This window comes from Streptomyces mobaraensis, assembly GCF_020099395.1.
Classification (GTDB): domain Bacteria; phylum Actinomycetota; class Actinomycetes; order Streptomycetales; family Streptomycetaceae; genus Streptomyces.
In genome coordinates this window covers 7329339-7348121 of record NZ_CP083590.1, presented here as the reverse complement: position 1 = coordinate 7348121, position 18783 = coordinate 7329339, and the positions used below count along the sequence as shown (strand labels likewise).

At 75.3% G+C, this 18783-nt stretch carries 19 protein-coding genes; 11 read left to right on the top strand and 8 right to left on the bottom strand.

Going from position 1 to position 18783, the window contains the following annotated elements:
- Nucleotides 1–82: 82 nt before the first annotated feature.
- Nucleotides 83–1555 (bottom strand): MFS transporter, encoded by a 1473-nt coding sequence (locus K7I03_RS32340; RefSeq protein WP_185945404.1) that lies wholly within the window; start codon nucleotides 1553–1555, stop codon nucleotides 83–85.
- A 138-nt stretch (nucleotides 1556–1693) separates the two neighbouring features.
- Between K7I03_RS32340 and K7I03_RS32335 the strand changes: the two genes are divergently transcribed.
- From K7I03_RS32335 to K7I03_RS32325, 3 genes are all read left to right on the top strand, one after another.
- A complete protein-coding gene (locus K7I03_RS32335; protein WP_224347330.1) occupies nucleotides 1694–2020 on the top strand; it encodes an ArsR/SmtB family transcription factor in 327 nt (108 codons plus the stop codon).
- A gap of 119 nt (nucleotides 2021–2139) precedes the next feature.
- The gene (locus K7I03_RS32330; RefSeq protein WP_185945405.1) at nucleotides 2140–2595 is read left to right on the top strand and encodes a hypothetical protein; all 456 of its coding nucleotides are present in this window, start codon (nucleotides 2140–2142) and stop codon (nucleotides 2593–2595) included.
- Nucleotides 2596–2702: 107 nt separating this feature from the next.
- Entirely contained in the window at nucleotides 2703–2966 is a 264-nt protein-coding gene (locus tag K7I03_RS32325; RefSeq protein WP_185945406.1) for a hypothetical protein, read from the top strand.
- Between the two features lie 53 nt (nucleotides 2967–3019).
- Here K7I03_RS32325 and K7I03_RS32320 read toward each other — a convergent pair whose 3' ends face one another.
- A complete protein-coding gene (locus K7I03_RS32320; RefSeq protein ID WP_185945407.1) occupies nucleotides 3020–4288 on the bottom strand; it encodes a globin domain-containing protein in 1269 nt (422 codons plus the stop codon).
- A gap of 503 nt (nucleotides 4289–4791) precedes the next feature.
- On the opposite strand from K7I03_RS32320, the gene K7I03_RS32315 reads away from it, so the two are divergent.
- Both K7I03_RS32315 and K7I03_RS32310 read left to right on the top strand, forming a co-directional pair.
- The gene (locus K7I03_RS32315; protein ID WP_224347329.1) at nucleotides 4792–5325 is read left to right on the top strand and encodes a hypothetical protein; all 534 of its coding nucleotides are present in this window, start codon (nucleotides 4792–4794) and stop codon (nucleotides 5323–5325) included.
- An 89-nt stretch (nucleotides 5326–5414) separates the two neighbouring features.
- Nucleotides 5415–5606 carry a hypothetical protein gene (locus K7I03_RS32310; protein WP_185945408.1) on the top strand — a complete coding sequence of 64 codons (192 nt, stop codon included), beginning with the start codon at nucleotides 5415–5417 and terminating at the stop codon, nucleotides 5604–5606.
- A gap of 302 nt (nucleotides 5607–5908) precedes the next feature.
- Here the strand turns inward: K7I03_RS32310 and K7I03_RS32305 are convergent, their stop codons facing one another.
- Together K7I03_RS32305 and K7I03_RS32300 are read right to left on the bottom strand one after the other, a co-directional pair.
- Entirely contained in the window at nucleotides 5909–6556 is a 648-nt protein-coding gene (locus tag K7I03_RS32305) for a hypothetical protein (RefSeq protein ID WP_185945409.1), read from the bottom strand.
- A gap of 184 nt (nucleotides 6557–6740) precedes the next feature.
- Nucleotides 6741–7994: an MFS transporter gene (locus tag K7I03_RS32300; RefSeq protein ID WP_185945468.1), complete on the bottom strand. Its 1254-nt coding sequence runs from the start codon at nucleotides 7992–7994 to the stop codon at nucleotides 6741–6743.
- 186 nt (nucleotides 7995–8180) lie between these two features.
- On the opposite strand from K7I03_RS32300, the gene K7I03_RS32295 reads away from it, so the two are divergent.
- Both K7I03_RS32295 and K7I03_RS32290 read left to right on the top strand, forming a co-directional pair.
- Nucleotides 8181–8735 carry a CGNR zinc finger domain-containing protein gene (locus K7I03_RS32295; RefSeq protein WP_185945410.1) on the top strand — a complete coding sequence of 185 codons (555 nt, stop codon included), beginning with the start codon at nucleotides 8181–8183 and terminating at the stop codon, nucleotides 8733–8735.
- 138 nt (nucleotides 8736–8873) lie between these two features.
- Complete coding sequence (locus tag K7I03_RS32290; protein ID WP_224347328.1) at nucleotides 8874–9872, top strand: ADP-ribosylglycohydrolase family protein; 999 nt, start codon at nucleotides 8874–8876, stop codon at nucleotides 9870–9872.
- Nucleotides 9873–10042: 170 nt separating this feature from the next.
- Here the strand turns inward: K7I03_RS32290 and K7I03_RS32285 are convergent, their stop codons facing one another.
- Both K7I03_RS32285 and K7I03_RS32280 read right to left on the bottom strand, forming a co-directional pair.
- Nucleotides 10043–10393, bottom strand: a complete 351-nt coding sequence (locus K7I03_RS32285) for a winged helix-turn-helix domain-containing protein (RefSeq protein ID WP_224347327.1) — start codon at nucleotides 10391–10393, stop codon at nucleotides 10043–10045.
- Entirely contained in the window at nucleotides 10390–10803 is a 414-nt protein-coding gene (locus K7I03_RS32280) for a hypothetical protein (RefSeq protein WP_221903541.1), read from the bottom strand. Before K7I03_RS32280 ends, K7I03_RS32285 begins: the two co-directional genes overlap by 4 nt.
- A gap of 215 nt (nucleotides 10804–11018) precedes the next feature.
- On the opposite strand from K7I03_RS32280, the gene K7I03_RS32275 reads away from it, so the two are divergent.
- The 3 genes from K7I03_RS32275 (at nucleotide 11019) to K7I03_RS32265 (ending at nucleotide 14866) form a co-directional block, all read left to right on the top strand.
- Complete coding sequence (locus tag K7I03_RS32275; RefSeq protein WP_185945412.1) at nucleotides 11019–12212, top strand: MFS transporter; 1194 nt, start codon at nucleotides 11019–11021, stop codon at nucleotides 12210–12212.
- A 116-nt stretch (nucleotides 12213–12328) separates the two neighbouring features.
- Nucleotides 12329–12922, top strand: a complete 594-nt coding sequence (locus K7I03_RS32270; RefSeq protein ID WP_185945413.1) for an RNA 2'-phosphotransferase — start codon at nucleotides 12329–12331, stop codon at nucleotides 12920–12922.
- Between the two features lie 789 nt (nucleotides 12923–13711).
- Nucleotides 13712–14866, top strand: coding sequence for a methyltransferase (locus K7I03_RS32265; RefSeq protein ID WP_185945414.1), 1155 nt, complete (start codon nucleotides 13712–13714; stop codon nucleotides 14864–14866).
- Between the two features lie 208 nt (nucleotides 14867–15074).
- On the opposite strand, the gene K7I03_RS32260 is transcribed toward K7I03_RS32265, so the two are convergent.
- Nucleotides 15075–15935 carry a DMT family transporter gene (locus K7I03_RS32260; RefSeq protein WP_185945415.1) on the bottom strand — a complete coding sequence of 287 codons (861 nt, stop codon included), beginning with the start codon at nucleotides 15933–15935 and terminating at the stop codon, nucleotides 15075–15077.
- A 232-nt stretch (nucleotides 15936–16167) separates the two neighbouring features.
- Here K7I03_RS32260 and K7I03_RS32255 point away from each other — a divergent pair, with 232 nt between their 5' ends.
- Complete coding sequence (locus K7I03_RS32255) at nucleotides 16168–16821, top strand: hypothetical protein (RefSeq protein WP_185945416.1); 654 nt, start codon at nucleotides 16168–16170, stop codon at nucleotides 16819–16821.
- Nucleotides 16822–17205: 384 nt separating this feature from the next.
- Here K7I03_RS32255 and K7I03_RS32250 read toward each other — a convergent pair whose 3' ends face one another.
- Complete coding sequence (locus K7I03_RS32250; RefSeq protein WP_185945470.1) at nucleotides 17206–18768, bottom strand: MFS transporter; 1563 nt, start codon at nucleotides 18766–18768, stop codon at nucleotides 17206–17208.
- Between the last annotated feature and the right edge of the window lie 15 nt (nucleotides 18769–18783).

The window sequence follows — 18783 nt, the reverse complement described above, 5'->3', positions numbered from 1 at the left end:
ATCACTTCGTCCATCACAGCACGGGGGTACGACATCGGGTCCCGGGCGGCTTCCCGGCCGGCAGACCGGGAAGCCGCCGGGGTCACGCCGAGCGCCCGGCCTCGGGGGCGGTCTCCGAGGCGGGTTCGGCGGCCGGTTCAGCGGCAGGTTCAGTGGCGGGCTCCGTTCCGCGGGTGGTGCGGCGGGCCGCGGTGCGCAGGCCGGCGGCGATGCCGAGGAGGGCGCAGGCGGCGGCGATGAGGTAGATGAGGCCGAGCCCACGGCCGTCGCCCCAGCCGTGGGAGGAGCCGTAGGCGGTGACGGCCGTGCCCAGGCCGGTCATCACGGCCACGGAGAGCGTCTCGCACAGCTGGAGCCCCGAACTTGCCGCCCCTTCCTGACCCTTGGGGGCCAGGGAGAGGACGATAGTGGTGACGGCGGGGTAGACGAAGCCCATGCCGAGGCCGGCGACGGCCCAGCCGCCCACGGCGAGCGCGACGCTCTCCAGTGAGGTGCCCACGGCCAGCGCGATCATGCCGTCCCCGGCCACCAGCAGCACGAAGCCGAGCACCACCCGCGCGTGCCGGCCGGAACCCCCGCCCCGGGTGTCCAGCCTGGCCTGGAGCCACGCGCCGGTGACCCAGGTCAGGGCACCCGCGGAGAGCGCGAGGCCGGAGCCGAGGGTGTCCAGCCCCATGACCCGGGTCATGCTGAGCGGGAAGAAGGACTCGCCTCCGTAGTAGGCGGCGCTGACCAGGCCGCGCACGATCATTCCGGCGGGCATGCCGCGCCGGGCGGTGAGGGTGCCCGCGGGCAGCAGCCTGCGGAGCGCGGGCAGGGTGACGGCGAGGCCCGCGACGACCAGCGGGACCAGCACCACGGGGTCGCGGTTCTCCAGCCCCGCGAGGAGGGCGCCGACTCCGAGCACCAGCAGGACCGTGAGCGGCAGCCGGTTCCCGCCGGGCCCGGAGCCGGAGGGCGCGAGCCCGCGCAGGGCGGGCAGGGTGAGCAGGGCGGCGACGGGGACGAGCGGGACGAGCACGAGGAAGACGACCCGCCAGTCGGTCGCGTTCGCCAGCGCCCCGGCGACGGCCGGGCCGAGCAGGGCGGGCAGCGTCCACGCGGAGGCCACGAGGGCGAGCATGCGGGCCCGGAGCTCGTCCGGGTAGGCGCGGCCGACGATCAGGTAGGCGAGGGCCAGGACCCCGCCGACGCCCAGACCTTGCAGGGCCCGGCCGGCCAGCAGGACGTACCAGTTGCCGGCGAGGGCGGCGACGACGCAGCCGGCGACGAACACGGTGAACGCCTGGAGGTACGGGCGGGTGGGACCGCCCCGGTCGGCGCCCTGGCCGGCGGCGACCGTGCCGAACAGGTTGGCCAGCATGAACGCGGTGAACGCCCAGCCGAACAGGTGTACTCCGCCCAGGTCCTCGGCCGCGCGCGGCAGCACGGTGGCCACGCCCAGCCAGAGGAAGGCCACCAGGGTCACCGAGGTGATCAGGCCGAGGGACAGCGCTCGGTGGCGTGGGGACAGCACGCCTTCCGTGGCGGGGGTGGTGCCGGACTCGTCCCGCATAGGACCTCCGTTCGCCCGGACGTCCACGACGCGTCTCACCGCACGCCCCGCCACGGCGGCGGATCGTCCACGGGCTTTCATAGGCACTTGGCTATTTAGGCAACGGATTATATAAGCGGGATTTGATAGAGTGTCAACGTGAGCGAGATTGCGCGGAGTTCGGCCACAGCCATGACAGAGGCGGCCGAGGTCGCGATGTTCAGGGCGCTCGGGCACCCGGTGCGGCTGGGCATCATGAAGGCGCTGGCCGAGCGGCCCGAGACGTGCGCCTGCGATTTCACCGAGCTGTTCCATGTGACGCAGCCGACCATCAGCCAGCACCTGAGGGTGCTGCGCGAGGCGGGGCTGGTGGTCACCCGCCGCCAGGGCGTGCAGATCTGCTATTCGGTACGGCCGGAGGCGCTGCACCGGCTCCATGAGGTGCTCACCGCGATCCAGCCGCCCCGCCTGGCCGCCGCGGGCTGACCGCACCCCCCGCTCAGGCCCGCTTTACGGCCCTGTTCGGAGGCGCCCGCGACCGCCCGTCCCGGGCCCGCGCGCACCCCGCCCCGGACCGCGCCCGCGCGGGTCCGCATGATGAGCCGATGACCAGCACCGATCCCCACCCCAGCACGGAAGCCGTCGTCAGCGCCGTCCGCGAGGTCGCGGCGGAGTACGGGCGCGCGGTGACCGCCGCCGCGCACGACATCGGTGCCGACCAGGTGGCCCGCCGCACCTCGGCCCCGCTCTTCGCGGTCGCCGACCCCGACGGCTCGCTGCCGCACGAGGCGTACGTGGAATTGGCCGGTCCGCCGCACGTGGAGCTGACGGTCCACCCGGAGGGCGACACCCGCGTCATCGTGGACGGCGTGGACTTCCCGGACGTGGCGCACGAGCACGTGGCGGACTTCCCGCGCGCCCTGTTCTCCGGGACCGCCCACATCGTCAGCCGCTTCTTCCCGCCGGCCACCACCCTCGTCGTCCCGCTGCCGGGCGACGTGACATACAAGGAACATGTGGGTGTGCCCCTCTCCCCCTGGCTGACGGCCCGGCGGCGCTGAGCCCCGGCCGCCCGTCACGGAAGTTGATCTTGCCGGGGTAGGGTGACCGCCCGGTGCCCGTCAGAGGATCCGCCGGATCCGGCACCGGACAGCAAGGAGAGTCACCGATGCGTCGTATGTCCACCTTCGTCGTCACCGCCGCGATGGCCGCGGGCGTCGTCTTCACGGCCCTGCCCGCGCAGTCCGCCGTCGCGTCCGGCGGCATCACCTGCAACGTGGCGGAGCTGCACCAGCAGATCACCCGGCTCCGGGACCGCGCGGCCCGCCTCGACCACAGCGGCGACCACAGCGGCGCCCGGAGCGCGCGGTCGGAGGCCGACGCCCTCCAGCGGAAGATGCAGTGGTGCATCGACTCCGACAACAACGTCTGATCCGGCGCCTTCGGGCGCGGGCCGGGGCGGTACGCGCCGCCCCGGCCCCGGCGTCAGCGAGCGGTGAGCGCCGCCCTGTCGCGCACGGCCGGCAGCGGGTCGTGCCGCACCCGCCCGGCGGGCAGGCCCGCCGCCGCGAGCCCCGCCGTCATCGCCCGGACAAGGGCGGGCGGACCGGCGACGAACGCCGTGCGCCGGGACCAGTCGGCGTGTCGCAGCACCGCGTCGGCGACCGCCTCCCAGCGGCCGGGCCCCGGCCCGTCCTCGATCACCGGGACCACCCGCAGCCAGGGCCGGCGCCGGGCCAGGCTCGCCGGGGTCTCGGCGTCGTAGAGGTCGGCGAAGCTCCGCGCCCCCAGGAAGAGGTGCACCCCGTGCTGCCCCGCGCGGCCCGAGGAGAGCTCCTCCAGCAGCGCCTTCGCGGGGGCCCAGCCGGTGTCCCCGGCCACCAGCAGGACGTCGCCGGTGAGGTCGTCGTCCAGTGTCATCGTGCCGCTCGCCGGCCCCAGGCGCAGCGTGTCGCCGACGCGGGTGTCCGCCACCAGCGCCTCGCTCACTCCCCCGCCGCCGGCCAGCCGGACGTGGAACTCCAGCTCCCCGTCCGGGCGCGGGGCGTTGGCGAACGAGTAGTAACGCCACGCCTGCGGGAGCCGCGGCGACTGGACGGCCGCGTACTGGCCGGCGCGGTAGGCGTACGGTTCGCCGGTGCGCACCCGGAGCACCGCCACGTCCCGGCGGAGCCGCTCGTGCGCGGTCACCTCGGCCTGCCAGGCGGGCGGTTCGCCGAGGGCGGCCTCGGCGCCCTCGACCATCGCGGCCACGGCGAAGCGCAGCATGCGCAGCCACGCCGTCTCCATGGCGTCCGTCCAGCGTGAGCCCGCGGTGCGGCGCAGCGCCTCGCGCAGGGCGGTCTCGAACGCCTCGTAGTGCGCGGGCCGGACGCCCAGCTTGCGGTGGTCGCGGCCGAGGCGCTTGAAGGTGGCGGTCACCTCGTCCGGGTCGTGCAGGTGCTCGATGAGGTAGTGGAAGATGTGTGCCAGGTGGCGGCGCTGGAACTCCATGGACTCCGGGAACAGCGACCGCAGATAGGGCCACCGCTGGAAGAGTTCGTCGTAGAGCTCGGTTATCAGCTCGTCGAAGGGTGACACGAGGTCGAGTCCGCGCAGGATCTCGCGTTGGTCGGCCGCGCCGTCGTAGGGGGCCGCGGTCCGGCGCGGCGCGGCGGGGGTCCGCCGCTCGCCCGGGGAGAGCAGCGTGCGGCGGAGCCGCATCGCGTCGTGGCGGGCCAGCAGGCCGTGGTACTCATCGCCGACGGGGCTCATGTCAACACCCCGCCGGACGGTCGCCGCGGCGCGCGTGGCGACCGTGCGGGGGACGGGCCCGCACGCGCCGTCCGGGTACGGGGACGTGCGGGCGGGTGGCGGGGGCGCTCCAGTCGTGGCGTGACACGGTGCGGGGACTCCTGTCGGAGGGGTGGTAGGGGCCGGTGCCTGCTGCGGCCGGTCCCGGCCGTCCGCGTGGGCGGCGCGCGCCAGTATGGCACCCGGTACCTGTGCCCGAGGGGCCCCGTCCACCAGGGCCGTTCGGCCCTTCCGGGGCGTCGTCTCCGGTGTCCTGACGGAGCGTCATCCCATGTTGTGACGGAGCGTCAGGGGACCCTTGGACCGCGGCGGGTCCGTTCGGCCCAGCGTCCGGCCGGGCCCGGGCCGCCGATCCTGGACGCGGGCCGGGAGGAGCCGCCGACCCGTGGCGACCCCGGCTCCTCCCGGTTCGCGCGTCGTCGGGGCCCGCGCTGCGACCAGGCTCCGCTCCGAGGAGGAACGTCATGTCCCACGCAGTCCTGGCGCTCGGCGTCGTGGTGCTGTGCGCGTCCGGCTGCGTCTGGTACCTGCCGGCCGTCATGGACGTCCGGGCCGGCGGCGACCGGCCCCGATCGCGCCGGCTGGCGGCCGGCGCCTGCCTGACGGGCTGGGGGACGACGGCCCTGCTGGCGCCGCTGCTGCTGGCCGGGGCGGGCTGGCCGACGATCGGCGGCGTCGCCGCGGCGGGCGGCGCGGTCTGCGCGGCGCTGCGCTCGCGCGCCCTCGTCGAGCGAGGACGGGAACGGCGGGAGACCGACCGGCACTGGGCGGTGCTCGGCGGCCCGGTCCCCGGCGAACCGGCGCGCCCCCGGCGGGCGTTCACCGGCTGGCTGCTCGTCGGGCTGGCGGCGGCCGTGGCGGTCTTCGCGGCAGTGCTGGCCGGGGGGACGGCGAGCGGCGCCCGGCTCGCGGGCGCGGTCGTCGCCGGGGCGGCCATCACCCTCGTCTTCCTGGGACTGGCCGGGGTACGGGCGCACACGACGGCGCGGCGGGGCTGACGGGGAACGGGGAGACTCCCCGTTCGCCGGACAGCGCGGCCGCCCGCGGGGGACCATGGGGCGACGGGCGCAGACAGAGAGGTGACGATATGACTTCCCGCATCGGCAACTCCAAGACCATCGACGCACGGGCCCGCGCGCATCTGGGGTCGAAGGGGCTGCTCCGGTGCCGCACCTGCAACAGTTCCAAGGTGTCGGTCCACGATCAGGGCACCCTGGGAGTCCTGGTGATGTGCCAGGTGGACGGCTGCCTCGGGGTGCACACCGTCTTCCAGAGCTGAACCGTCTTCCAGAGCTGAGGGGCGCCGATGAACTGCCCCGCCTGCGGCAGCGCCAATACGACGATCTACCCCCGGGACGACGGGTCGGCCTACGGTGAGTGCGGGGACTGCGACGTCTCGTTCACGATCAATCCCTGAGACGGATCAGCCCTTGGGACGGATCGGTCCCGGAGACGGATCAGTTCCTGAGATGAGAGCGGCCCCCGATACGAGGGCGGCCCCGCCGGTACCGGCGGGGCCTTTCTCATGGGTGCGGGGCGGGCTTACGAAGTGCGGGCGGGCCCGCGCCCGTCCGGCGGGGGTCAGTGGCGGATCGCCGCCACGTGCCGCCGCTGCTCCCGCAGCTGCTGCGCGGTGACCACGTCCGCCGCCTTGACGGCCTTGCCGGCCTGGTCCGCCGTGGCCTCGGCCTTCACCCCGGCCGCCGGGGCGGGCGGCGTGGCGCAGGCGACGTCCGTGCCCGTCGTGTAGACGCCGTCCTTCTTGGCCTGGCCGCCCTGGTACTCGTAGTAGACGTACGAGTAGAGGTCGATCCGCCTGCTGGGGCCGCAGGCCGAGTCGGCGGCGATGTCGTAGGTCAGCTTGACCGTGCGGGAGGCGCCCGGGATGACGGGCACGTTGTAGCGGACGACGCCGGTCTGCTTGTTGACGTCGCACTGGACGGCCTCACCGGTGCAGGACTTGAAGGTGTACTTCAGCCCGGGGTCCTGCGAGGTGTTCCAGGTCGGCTGGATCGACTGGTACACGAACTGGGTGTTCGTGGTCTGGTCGTTGGTGAAGGTCATCGTGAGGGTGACCGTGGAGCCGGGGGTCGCCGACGGCTTGTCGGCGGTGATGGTCATGGGCGGCGCGGCGGCCGCCGAGGCCGGCTGCTGGACCAAGCCGGGCAGGCCGATGCCGAGGGCGAGGAGACCGGAGAGACCGAGGCGTCTGCGTGTTGTAGGGCGCATGGCGGAGGAGAGTAGACAGCCGTGATTCCCGTGACTGCACCGCCCGAAAGGGATCGGCCACGCTCCGAAGGAGGCGTGTGACTCCCGGTGCTGGTGCGGCGCCGAATGCCGCGCGTGGACAGGTGTGCGAGTTGGCCGGGAAATGACGGGTGGAGGGAGGCAGGGAGGGGCGGAACGGGCCGTTTCACCCCACCTTCCGCAGCCGTTCCGGCGTCGCCGTGCGCAGGAACGGCGGGACGGTCACGACGACGGCCGCCGCGAAGACCAGGAAGGCGGTCCGCTCCCCGAAGCCCTGGGCCAGCAGCCCCGCCGCGCCCGCACCGAGGGGCATCGCACCCCAGCTGAGCAGCCGGTGGGCGCCGCTGTAGCGGCCCATCATCGCGCCCGGGACGAGGTGCTGGCCGATCAGGCGGGCGTTGACGGTCCACAGGGTGCCGCCGAGTCCGCCGAGGAACGCCGCGCCGGCCACGGCCCACGGGCTGCCCGTCAGCCCCGGTACGGCCACCATCAGGAAGGTGGTGACCAGGTCCGCGAGGAGGGCCCGGCGCCGGCCCAGCAGCCGGTTGACGCGGGTGACGGTGAGGGCTCCGGTCAGCCCGCCCAGCCCGAGGGCGCTGACCATGATCCCGTAATCGCCGGCCGACAGGCCCATGCGCCCGGTGGCGACCACCGGCATCAGGGCCGTCCAGGCGCCCCAGCTCGCGCAGAGCACCGTGAGGGTGAGGGACATGGTCCGCAGCAGCGGCTCCCGCCACAGGAACCGCAGTCCGTCCCGGATCTCCCGGTGCACGTCCGGCCGCGGCCCGTCGGCGGGGCCGGACGGTACGGGCCGGAACCTGCCGGCGAGCAGCAGGAGCAGGCCACTGCCGGCCGCGTAGACGACCCAGACGGAGCCGAGGGCGATGCCCGTGCCCGCGGCCAGCAGGAGGCCGCCGACGAACGGGCCGCCGAACTCGTTGGCGGCCGTCTCCGCCCCGGCGATCCACGCGTTCACCCGCTCCCGGCGGGACGGGGGCACCAGGGCGGGCACCAGCGCCGCCGCGGCCGTGAGCGCGACGACCTCGGCGACGCCCAGCACGAGGGCGGCCCCGAGGAGGACGGCGATGCCCGCCCGGCCCGTCGCCACCGTCGCGGCGAGCCCGCCGACGGCCAGCAGCCGCATGCCGTCCGCGAGCCACAGCAGCTTCCGCCGGTCCGCCCGGTCGGCCAGGACGCCGATGTGCAGGGCGGTCAGCAGCCACGGCAGCGTCAGCGCGAGGGAGACGGCCGAGACGAGCGCGGGGGACGTCGTCAGCCGGGTCGCCAGCAGCGGCAGGACGACCTTGGTGACGCCGTCCGCGAGGTTGGTGACGACGGTGAACACCGGCAGCACGACGGAGTTGCGGGTCCCGGCGGGCGGCCCGTCCTCGGCCCGTTCCTCTGCGGCCCGCTCCCCCACGGCCTGTTCCTCCGCAACCTGTTTCTCCGCCGCCCGCCCTCCGGTGGCGACGGCGTCCTGCGCGATGCTCACGATTAACCCCCTAATGCGGATGACCGGTTAGCGAGACGGGAGCCTGGCACGGGGAGCGACCACCCGTCAACCGGTGACGGCGATAGCCGGTTAAGCTGTGCGGGGAGGTACGAGATGCGCGAAGCACCGCCGGCGGCGCGGCTGGTCGAGGCGTTCGTCAACACCGTCGACGTCGAGCGGGGGACCGACGACCTGCCCGGCCCGGCCGAACTGGCCGTCTGGTTCCGCGAGCACGGACTCCCGGCCGGGAATCCGGCGCCCGGCGCCGAGGACCACCGTCTCGCCCTGGCCTTGCGCTCCGGACTCCGCGAGGAACTGGGCGTCCACGTCGGCGACTCGGCCGACCCCCGGCACGTCGAGGCCGCCGAGGCGGCGCTGGCGGCCCTGCCGTTGCGGGCCGTCCTGCGCCCCGGCATCACGGGCGCCGCCCTGGTCCCCGATCCCGAGGCACCCCCGGCACGGCGCGCGCTGGGCGCCCTGGCCGTCGCCTGGAGCGAACTGACCGTCACCGGCGAGGCGGCCCGCCTGAAGCGCTGCGCGGAGCACGACTGCGCCTGGGTCTTCTGGGACACATCCAAGAACCGCAGCCGGCGCTGGTGTTCGATGCGGGTCTGCGGCAACCGCGCCAAGGCCCGCCGCTACGCGGCCCGGCAGACGGCCGGCTCGTGAGAGCCGCCTCCCCGGCCGCCGTTAGCGGGTCTCAGGGACCCTGCGGGCCGAAGGCGTTCCGCCGTCCGTCGTAAGCCGCCCGCTGGCCCCTTGCGGAGACCGGATGGAGCTGCCTACACCCTGGATTAGGGTGGCCGGGTGAAAGCGACAGGAACACTGACCGGGCTGGCCGTCGGGGACGCGATGGGCTTCCCCACCGAATTCAACGACGTGGCGTCGATCCTCGCGAAGTGCGGGCCCTGGCGCACCATGGACCTGCCGCGCCCCGCGTTCATCACGGACGACACGCAGATGACCCTCGCCGTCGCGCGGGCGCTCCGCACGGCCCTGGAGCGGGGTCCGCTGGAGGCACGGCACCTGGCGCCGGCGCTGCGGGCGGAGTTCATCGCCTGGTGGCGGTCCCCGGACAACAACCGCGCCCCCGGCCGCACCTGCCTCACCGCGTGCGAGCGCCTCGCCGCGGACGACGGCCCCTGGCAGGCCGCCTGCGACCCGCACTCCAAGGGGTGCGGGGCGAACATGCGGGTGGCTCCCCTCGGTCTCGTCCCCGGCCTCTCCCCCGAACAGCGCGCCGGCGCCGCCCAGTTGCAGTCCGGCCTCACCCACGGGCACCCCGCGGCCCTCGCGGCGAGCGATCTGACCGCCTACGCGGTGCACGTGCTGGCGCAGGGCGCCCGGCCGGCGGAACTGTGCGGGCTGCTGCGCTCGTACGCCGACGAGAACCGCACCCGCTACCACGAGCGGTGGCTCGGCGACCTCTGGCAGTACGCTCACGACCCCTCCCCCGAGGCGTTCATCGCCCGCGGCTGGGACACCTGCCGCGCCGCGCTCGACCGGCTGGAGGAGGCCCTGCGCACCCCCGACCCGGAGGCCGACCCGTGCCTGGCCACGGGCGCGGGCTGGATCGCCGAAGAGGCCCTGGTCACGGGTCTGTTCTGCTTCCTCCTCTTCCCCGGCGAGCCGCTCGCGGCCGTGCGCCGGGCCGCGTGCAGCTCGGGCGACTCCGACTCCATCGCCTGCCTCGCCGGCGCGTTCGCCGGCGCCCACCTCGGCGCCGCGGCCTGGCCCGAGGAGTGGACCGACCGCCTGGAACACCGGGACGAACTGCTGGCCTTCGGCGCCGCGTGGGGCGGCTGAGCCGCTCCGGGGCGTGTAGGGGCCGGCCGACTGGGTCCGGCCTCCGGCGCGGCCGGTGGGCTGGACGAGTCCGGGCGGGCGCGGGCGAGTTCAGGCGGGCCGGTCTCGGGGTCGATGTCGGCTTAGGTGTCGGGTGTGTCGGTATCGGGCCCGGGTGATCGGTGTCGGTGTCAGCCAGGGTCCGGCAGGCCCGCGATGGCTCGTAGTGCGGCGAGGTGCCGCCGGTAGCCGGACCGCCCCTCGTCGGTGAGGGAGAGCCAGGTACGGGCCCGCCGGCCCACCCGCCCCTTGGCCACCGCGACCCAGCCGGCCTCTTCCAGGGCCGCGGCCTGCTTCGAGAGCACCGAGTCGGTGATCTCCACCAGGTCGCGCACATAGCCGAACTCGGCCTTGTCTACGGACGCGAGGGCCGCCACGATCGACAGCCGCACGGGCGACGAGAGCAGCGGCGCCAGCGCGTGCCGCGGGTGCCGGCCCCGGGCGGCGGGGCGCGCAGAACTCTCAGGACTCTCAAGGCTCACCGTCGTATCCCCCGCAGGGCGCCGACGGCCGGTGGCAGGGCGCAGGCCACGGCCGCCACGACGGCAAGCGGGACGCTGCCCTTCAAGACGGTCGTGCCGAGAACCACCGTGCCGGTGTACAGAGCGGCCCAGGTGCCGATGACGGTCAGGTGTGTGCGCGCGAAGTGCCGGGGGACGACCGGCTGCCGCCCGGCGTACCACGAAAGAACGCTGACGAGCGCCGCGTTGAGGGCACCGACCACGGCCGCCGCGGCCGGTCCGTGCCAGAGGACGACCGCGGGCACGAGGAGCGGCTGCCAGCCCGCGAAGATCCACAGGTAGGCGGCGTACCACCCGCCGCGCCGCCGAGCGGCCGTCTCGAAGCGCTGGACGCCGAGCAATCGGGCGGCGGCTTGGGTGTGTTCGGACATGGTTCCCCCCTTGTCGGTCGGCCGGACGGGCGATCGCACCCGATCCGTTCCTTGCCAGCATGGCAGATACTTTCCACCTTGGAAAGTAATAAACACGGGCCGACCGGCAATCCGCCCGCGGCCACCTGACGCGGTGTTGATCTCCCCTCCCCTACGCTGAACGGCACGTCGGCGCCGGGCCGTTCACCGGCGTCCCGAGGGAGGGGAGAAGCGGAATGACCAGTGCCGTACAGCCGGCTCTCTGGCGGCGGGTGGGGGTGGTGGCGGCCCTGATGGTCGCCGCGTTCACCTTCAACACGGTGGAGAACCTGCCGATCGGACTGCTCACACTCCTCTCGGACGACCTGGGCACCTCGCTCGGGGCCGTCGGGATCCTGGTCACCGGCTACGGCGTGACGGTGGCCGTCGCCTCCCTCCCGCTGGCCCACGTCACACGGTCCGTCCCCCGCCGCCACCTGCTCACCGCGCTGCTCGCGGCGCTGGCGGTGGCGAACGTGGCGGCCGCGGCCGTCGCCTCCTACGAGTTGATGTTCGTCGCACGGGTGGTGACGGCGCTCGCCCAGGCGCTGTTCTGGGCGGTGATGGGACCGGTGGCCGTGGGGCTGTTCCCCGAGCGGGTGCGGGGCCGGGTGCTCGGCGTGCTGTCCGTGGCCGGCTCGCTCGCCATGGTGCTGGGTGTTCCGGCCGGAACCTGGCTGGGCCGGCACCACGGCCGCGAGGCGCCGTTCGCCGTCCTGGCGGGAGCGGCGGCCGTCTCCATGGTCCTGATCGCCGCCCTGCTGCCCGCCACCCGGCCCGAGGAGGGGCACGGCTCGCGCGGCACACGCCCGGACCGGCGCCGCTTCGCGGTCGTCCTGGCCACCACGGCCCTGTCCGTGACGGGCGCCTTCGCCGGGTACACCTACGTGGTCGAGTTCCTGGGCGAGGTCGGGGGCTTCTCCGACGACTCCGTCAGCGCGCTGCTCACCGTGCCGGGCGTGGCGGGCGTCGTCGGGGTCGCCGTCGCCGGCCCGCTGCTGGACCGCTTTCCGCGCGCCACCCTGGCCGTCCCGGTCGGCACGCAGGCGGCCGGGATGCTGGGGCTGTACGCGTTCGGCGACCGGCAGGCGGCGGCCGTGGCCTTCCTGGCGCTGCTCGGCGCCTCGCTGGGACCGGTGTTCATGGCGACGCAGGCCCGGGTCCTGGAGTCCGCGCCCGGCCGTACGGAGGTCGCCCTGGCCGCGAACTCCGGTGCGTTCAACGCGGGGGTGGCCGTCGGGGCCCTGCTCGGCGGCGCGCTGCTGCCCGCGGCGGGCGTGCGCGGCACGTTCCTCGCGGGCGGCCTGCTGACCCTGGCGGCGCTGACCGCCCTGCTCGGCGAGCGGCTGCTGCCGGCCACCGCGCCGCGCGGTCCGGCGATCTCGTCCTGAACGGCCGGGCACCGGGCGATCCCGGGACGGAACCGGGCGCTCCCGGATCGGAACCGGGCGTTCCAGGAACGCAAAACGAGGTGCCCGCGCCGGCTCCGGTGAGCGAGACTGACGGCATGCGCGACGACAGAACGGTACGGATCTCCAAATACCTCTCGAAACACCTGCGCCACGATCCCGGGCGCATCGGCATCCGGCTCGACGCGGCGGGCTGGGTGCGCGTCGACGAGCTCCTGGCCGCTGCCGCCGCCCACGGCTTCCCGTTCACCCGCGAGGAGTTCGACCACGTCGTGGCCGTCAACGACAAGCGGCGGTTCGCCGTGGACGGGGAGCGGATCCGGGCCCGGCAGGGGCACTCGGTGCCGGTGGACCTGGCCCTGCCGCCCGCCGAGCCGCCGCCGTACCTGTACCACGGCACCGTCGCGCGCTTCCTGCCCGCGATCCGCGCCGAGGGACTGCGCCCCATGAACCGCCACCACGTGCACCTCTCGCCGGACCGCGAGACCGCCGTCCGGGTGGGCGCCCGGCGCGGCCGCCCGGTCGTCCTCGCCGTCGACACCGGCGCCATGCACGCCGCCGGACACGTCTTCCACGTCACCGACAACGGCGTATGGCTGACGGCCGCGGTCCCCGCCCGCTACGTGCGCTTCCGCTCCGGCGGCGGGCCGGACGACGGGGAGGGCGGGACGGGGGCGACCGGGCGGCCGTGAAGCCGGCCCGCCGGCAGCGGACGCCGCGTACCCCCGCGCGTAGCCCAAGCGACGTACGAGCGCTCGGCCGGCGTCAAAGCAGCCCGGTGGGCACAGGAATGTGAGCGCATGCTCGGTCGGGACGTCATCGCGCCGGCGGCAGCCGGTGCCGGAGGGCCGGCCCGGGCGGCAGCCGCGTAAGCCCGTCGCTCCCGCCCGGGCCGCTGCTCGCCGCACGGCCGTTTCCACGAACGAGGCGGCCGCGCCGCGCGGTTGCTCCTGGTCGTGGGCCCGGCCGCGCACGATCCCCCGGTGCGGCAGGACCGGTTCGCAGGCGTCGCAGGCCGGAGCCGCGTCCTGCCGCCCAAGAAAATACAAGCGCGTACGGGCCCGACGGGTCCAGGATGAACTCCGGGCGCCCGGCACGGGGGTGCGGGCGCCGCCGAGGTCCGACGGCCCGGCCGGGGCGGCGCGCGTTCCCCGGCCGGCCTGCGGTGGCGATGACGGACGGGTTCCGCCTGCGGCACGTCCGCCCCGTCGCCCCGTCCCCCCTCGTCTCGTAGGGGCGGGGAACGCGCGGCGTCCGCCCGTGCGCTCCCCGCGAGCGGATGGCGACTGGTGGGACGTTCGCCGCGCCACGGGCTGCCGGCCGGCGGACCGGCTGCGACGACCGGGCGCACGTGACGAGGCCGACCGCGTACGTCACTCTGCGACCGGGCGGCCGTCGGCGACCGCACGGCCGTCCCGGGCGGCGGGCCCGCCGCGCTGATTGGGGGCCGCGGGGGCCGCTCCGCTAGCCTGAGCGGCACGATGAAGCGTTTTTCCACGTCATGGGGCACGTTCGACCTCACCCGCTTTCCGGAGGACCCGCGCGACCGGCTGTTCGCCTGGGACGCCGCCGACGAGTACCTGCTGCGGCACCTCGCGGACGGGGACGACGGTCCGGTGGACCTGTCGGGCGACGTGGTCGTCGTCGGCGACCGCTGGGGCGCCCTGGTCACGGCCCTCGCCGCGCACCGCCCCGCGCAGATCACGGACTCCTTCCTCACCCAGCAGGCGACCCGGGCCAACCTGGCCCGCAACGGCGTCCCGGCGGAGTCGGTACGGCTGCTGTCCACGCGGGACGCCCCGCCGGAGCGGATCGACGTCCTGCTCGTCCGGGTGCCCAAGAGCCTGGCCCTGCTGGAGGACCAGCTGCGCCGGCTGGCGCCCGCCGTGCACGCGGGGACGACGGTCGTCGGTACGGGCAAGGTCACCGAGATCCACACGTCGACGCTGAAGCTGTTCGAGGACGTCCTCGGCCCGACCCGGACGTCGCTGGCGGTCAAGAAGGCCCGACTGATCTTCTGCTCGCCGAACCCGGACCGCGCCCGGCGGCCCAGCCCCTGGCCGATCGAGCACACCCTGGGCCCCGACGCCGGGCCGGCCGCCGGACTGACCGTGGTCAACCACGCGGGCGTGTTCTGCGCGGACCGCCTCGACATCGGCACCCGCTTCTTCCTCAACCACCTCCCGCGGCGGCGGGGCGGCGGTCGCGTGGTGGACCTCGGCTGCGGCAACGGCGTGCTGGGCACGGCCGCCGCGGTGGCCGACCCGGACGCCGAGGTGCTGTTCACGGACGAGTCACACCAGGCCGTCGCCTCGGCGCGGGCCACCTTCCAGGCGAACGCCGGGGCCGCCCGGACGGCCGAGTTCGTCGTGGGCGACGCCCTGTCGGCGGTGGCCCCGGGCTCGGTTGACCTGGTGCTCAACAACCCGCCGTTCCACTCGCACCAGGCGACCACCGACACCACGGCCTGGCGCATGTTCACCGGCGCCCGCCGGGCCCTGCGCCCGGGCGGGGAACTGTGGGTCGTCGGCAACCGGCATCTCGGGTACCACGTCAAGCTGCGCAAGATCTTCGGCAATTGCGACGTGGTCGCGAGCGATCCCAAGTTCGTGGTGCTGCGGGCCGTGAAGCGGTAGCGCCTGGCGGCGCGGTCGGGGTGGACGTGCCGGGCGCCGACGGGCCTGCGCCCCGGCGTGCCGCCGGTGTTCGGTCTCGGCCCGGCCGTCGGCCGGCCCTCCTGGGGTGCGCCCCTCCCCGCCCTTTCACCGTTTCCCGCGGGAGCGCCCGCGCCCCCGTGCAAGCGGCTGCGCCGCTTGTCCTCAAACGCCGGACGGGCTGAAAGGGTCAGCTCGGCAGCGCTACCTCCTCCACCCTCGGCAGGATCAATGCCCCCGCGGCGATCATGAGGGCTCCGACGGCCTCCGGGATCAGCCACCACCCGGTGCGGACGTGTTCCTCGTACACCACCAGTCCCAGCGTGAGGCTGACGAGCGCGTCCCCGAGGGTGAGGGCGGGCTGGGAGGCGAGCAGCGGTCCCGACTCCATGGCGTTCGAGAGCAGGAAGAGGGAGGCCGCTCCGGCGGCGGCGAAGGCGTACGTCTGCCAGCAGGTGAAGAAGGCGCCCGCGCCGTGCCGGGCGAAGGTCGTGGCGGCGTCCTTCATCAGCGCGGCGGTCAGGGCGTAGCCGACGGCCGCCGCCGCGCCGAAGAGGGCGGCCCGCGCCTTGCCCCGGGGGCGGGGCAGGGCGGCCGCGACGCAGGCCGCCATCGCCGCGACGGCGGCCGTCAGGGCGGCCAGCCAGCGGGCGGTGCCGACGTGGACGTGTGCCCCGCCCGGCGCGGCGGCGGCCAGGGCCAGCCCCAGCCCGGCGGCGACCAGCAGGATCGCCGCCCAGCCGTACGCCGGCAGCCGGCGGCGGAAGACCGTGCCGGCGATCAGCAGCGCGAAGGGGAGTTCGCTGACGAAGATGGGCTGCACCAGCGAGAGGGAGCCCAGGGAGAGCGCGAGCGCCTGGAAGACCGCGGCGCAGAGGACGGCGGCGATGCCGGCGAACCAGGCGGGGTGCCGCAGCAGGTCGCGGACCAGACGGAGGCTGAAGGCGTCGGCCTTCGGGACGGTGCGCGCCGCCATGCGCTGGAGCACCACGGCGGTGGCGTTGCTGAGGGCGGCCAGTACGGCGAACAGCAGCGTGAGGACGTCTGCCACGTATCGCTCCCCTCCTGTCCGGGCGGCGGGCGGTCGCTTGCGTCACGGTGGCAGAGCGCGCCGCCCCACCGGCCCCGCGGGGCCGCCCAGGCGCTCGGCCGTCACGCGATCAGACGATCCGACGCATGCCCAGGACGACCGGTTGCGCGCTTGTGCCCGGTGCGGTCACGTGCGGAAGGTGGCGGTGGTGCCGGGCGTACCGGCCCGGCCGGTGTTTGCCGAGGAGGGCAGTGTGATCCACATCAGTGAGACCCTGGCGCTCCAGACGATCGAGGACTTCCTGGACGCGGAGGAGCGGGCGCGGCTGGCCAAGTTCGTGGACGCCGACCCCGTCGCGTCCCGCCGTCCGGTGCGGCAGGCGGAGGTCGTGCCCGCCCCGGCCGGGGCCGAGGACATCCTCCGCAGGGCGACAGAACGGGCGCTGCCCGCGATCCGGCGCGCGCTCCCGTCGGTGCGGGAGGCGGGCCCCTGGGGCTACACGGAGCTCTGGCCGGGGGACGCCGTCCCCACGCACCTCGACGGCATCCCGTCCCCCGGTACCGCCCCGCGCCGGATCGGGCGGATCGGGGTGTCGGTCGCCGACGCGGACGAGGGCGGGCTGTTCTACGTGGAGACGACGTCCAGCGGCGTGCCCTGGACGGGCGCGGTGGCCGGCGAGGCCGAGGGCTTCGCCCCGGGCACGCCCCTCACCCGCTGCCTCCCCCACCAGCCGGCCGGCCGCGGGCACGAGGCCGAGCCGAGCTGGTTGTCCCGTACGCCCACGACCCGGTGGACGACGGCCGCTCCGGCGGGGGTGGCGGTCGCCTACGGGTCCCAGCTGATCCACGGGGTCACACCCGTGACGCGCGGCCGGCTCCGGAAGTTCGTCGCGGACCTGATCGCGTGAGAACGGGGGCGGGGCGCGGCCGTTGAGGAACCGGGCGGCGCCCCGGCCGCCCCGGATCGGGCGAGTGGGCTGGGCCGCGCCGGCCGCTCCCAACTACCGGGCGGACACGGCCCGGTGGCTCGCCGCTCGGCCACGCCGCCTGGTGGGTCCGGTCGCGAACACGGCGTGCACGTTCCGGAACGGCACGGCTCCCTCAAGCCGCGCCGCGCACACGCCGTCGGTACGGACGAGGCCGCGCGCCTCCGGGAGCGATCCCGTCAGGTGCGTGCCCGCCGACCGGCTCTTCGTGACCTGACCGGCCGCGCCTGACCGGCCGCGCCTGACCGGCCGCGCCTGACCGGCCGCGCCCCGGCGGGGACGCGGCCGGGCGCCGGTCCGGCCCGGTCACGCCCGCGCGGCCGCCTCCCGGGCGGGCTCCGTCTCGCCGGAGGCGGCCTGCGCCGGGGGCTGCGGCGGGGCGGGGCGGACGAGGGCCAGGGTGAGGAGGCCGCCCAGGACCGCGGCGGCGGCGGACCAGAGGAAGACGGACTGGAGCCCGTCGGCGAAGGCGCGGTGGACCAGGTCCTCGGCCGCGGACCGGTGTGCCTCCGGCGCGGCGGCGACGAGGCGCCGGGCCTGGCCGCCGGCGAGGGCGGACGCGGCGCCGTGCGCGTCCGGGACGGCGCCGGAGAGATCGGCGCGGGCGGCGTGCGTGAAGACGGCGCCGAGGACGGCGATGGCGAGGCTGGTGCCGAGCTGACGGAAGGTGTTGACCGCGCCGGCGGCCATGCCCATGCGCTGCGGCGGCACACTGCCGGTCGCGGCCGAGACCAGCACCGGCGTGGCGAGGCCGACGCCGACGCCCGCGACGGCCAGCCCGAGCACGAGGGCCGAGCGGCCGGCGTCGGCGGACATCGCCGTGTACAGCAGGTACATGCCGAGGGCGACGAGCAGCAGGCCGACGCCGATGGGCAGCCGCGGCGCGATCCGCTGGGTGTACCGCCCGGCGAGCGCGGCCACCAGGAAGGAGGCCACGGCCATCGGCGTCAGCGCGAGGCCGCTCTCCACCGGGCCGAGGCCGAGCACGGATTGCAGCCATATGGAGACGAGGACGAGACCGCCGAACGCGCCGCCCTGGAACAGCAGCGCGCCGCCCATCAGGCCGGCGAACGACGGCCGGCGGAGCAGGGCGAGGTCGAGCATGGGCACGTCGCCCCGGCGCCCGGCGCGGGTCTCGGCGAGGACGAACGCGACGAGGGCGACGGCCGCGACGGCGAACGAGGTGAGGACGGTGGCCGAGGTCCAGCCGGACTCGGCGCTGCGGATGAACCCGTAGGTCAGGGCCGCCGCGGCGAGGGTGAAGGTGACGGCGCCGGGGATGTCGACCCGGGTGCGCCGGGCGCCGGCGGCGCGCGGCCGGTCGGCGCGGACGACGCGGAGGGTGAGCAGCACGGCCGCCGCGGCGATCGGCAGGTTGACCAGGAAGATCGCCTCCCAGCCGATGTGCTCGGTGAGCAATCCGCCGAGGATGGGCCCGGCCGCCGCGGCGGCACCGTTGACGGCGCCCCAGATCCCGAACGCCGTGCCCCGGTCCCGGCCCTGGTAGGTGGCGCCGAGCAGGGCGGCGGAGGTGGCGAACATCGCGGCGCCACCGGCGCCCTGCACCGCGCGGGCGGCGATCAGGACGCCGGCGTTGGGGGCGAGTCCGCAGCCCAGGGACGCCAGGGCGAACAGGGTCAGGCCCGCCGCGTAGAGCCGGCGGTGGCCGAACAGGTCGGCCAGCGAGCCGGCGACGAGCAGCAGCGCGGCCAGGGACAGGGCGTAGGCGTCGACCACCCACTGGAGGGACGAGAAGGTGGCGTCGAGGTCGTCCCCCATGTCCGGCAGGGCGACGTTCACGATGGTGACGTCCACCAGCAGGATGAAGGCGCCCAGGCTCACCGCCACCAAGGGCCACCATTTACGCATGATCACTCCGTTTCC

Bases quoted from the DNA above. Each gene is read 5' to 3' on its own strand.
- K7I03_RS32310 (WP_185945408.1), top strand. From the start codon at position 5,415: ATGACTTCCCGCATCGGCAACTCCAAGACCATCGACGCACGGGCCCGC.
- K7I03_RS32295 (WP_185945410.1), top strand. From the start codon at position 8,181: ATGCGCGAAGCACCGCCGGCGGCGCGGCTGGTCGAGGCGTTCGTCAAC.
- K7I03_RS32320 (WP_185945407.1), bottom strand. From the start codon at position 4,288: ATGAGCCCCGTCGGCGATGAGTACCACGGCCTGCTGGCCCGCCACGAC.
- K7I03_RS32305 (WP_185945409.1), bottom strand. From the start codon at position 6,556: ATGCGCCCTACAACACGCAGACGCCTCGGTCTCTCCGGTCTCCTCGCC.
- K7I03_RS32275 (WP_185945412.1), top strand. From the start codon at position 11,019: ATGACCAGTGCCGTACAGCCGGCTCTCTGGCGGCGGGTGGGGGTGGTG.
- K7I03_RS32250 (WP_185945470.1), bottom strand. From the start codon at position 18,768: ATGCGTAAATGGTGGCCCTTGGTGGCGGTGAGCCTGGGCGCCTTCATC.
- K7I03_RS32265 (WP_185945414.1), top strand. From the start codon at position 13,712: ATGAAGCGTTTTTCCACGTCATGGGGCACGTTCGACCTCACCCGCTTT.
- K7I03_RS32340 (WP_185945404.1), bottom strand. From the start codon at position 1,555: ATGCGGGACGAGTCCGGCACCACCCCCGCCACGGAAGGCGTGCTGTCC.
- K7I03_RS32280 (WP_221903541.1), bottom strand. From the start codon at position 10,803: ATGTCCGAACACACCCAAGCCGCCGCCCGATTGCTCGGCGTCCAGCGC.
- K7I03_RS32330 (WP_185945405.1), top strand. From the start codon at position 2,140: ATGACCAGCACCGATCCCCACCCCAGCACGGAAGCCGTCGTCAGCGCC.
- K7I03_RS32325 (WP_185945406.1), top strand. From the start codon at position 2,703: ATGCGTCGTATGTCCACCTTCGTCGTCACCGCCGCGATGGCCGCGGGC.
- K7I03_RS32315 (WP_224347329.1), top strand. From the start codon at position 4,792: ATGTCCCACGCAGTCCTGGCGCTCGGCGTCGTGGTGCTGTGCGCGTCC.
- K7I03_RS32270 (WP_185945413.1), top strand. From the start codon at position 12,329: ATGCGCGACGACAGAACGGTACGGATCTCCAAATACCTCTCGAAACAC.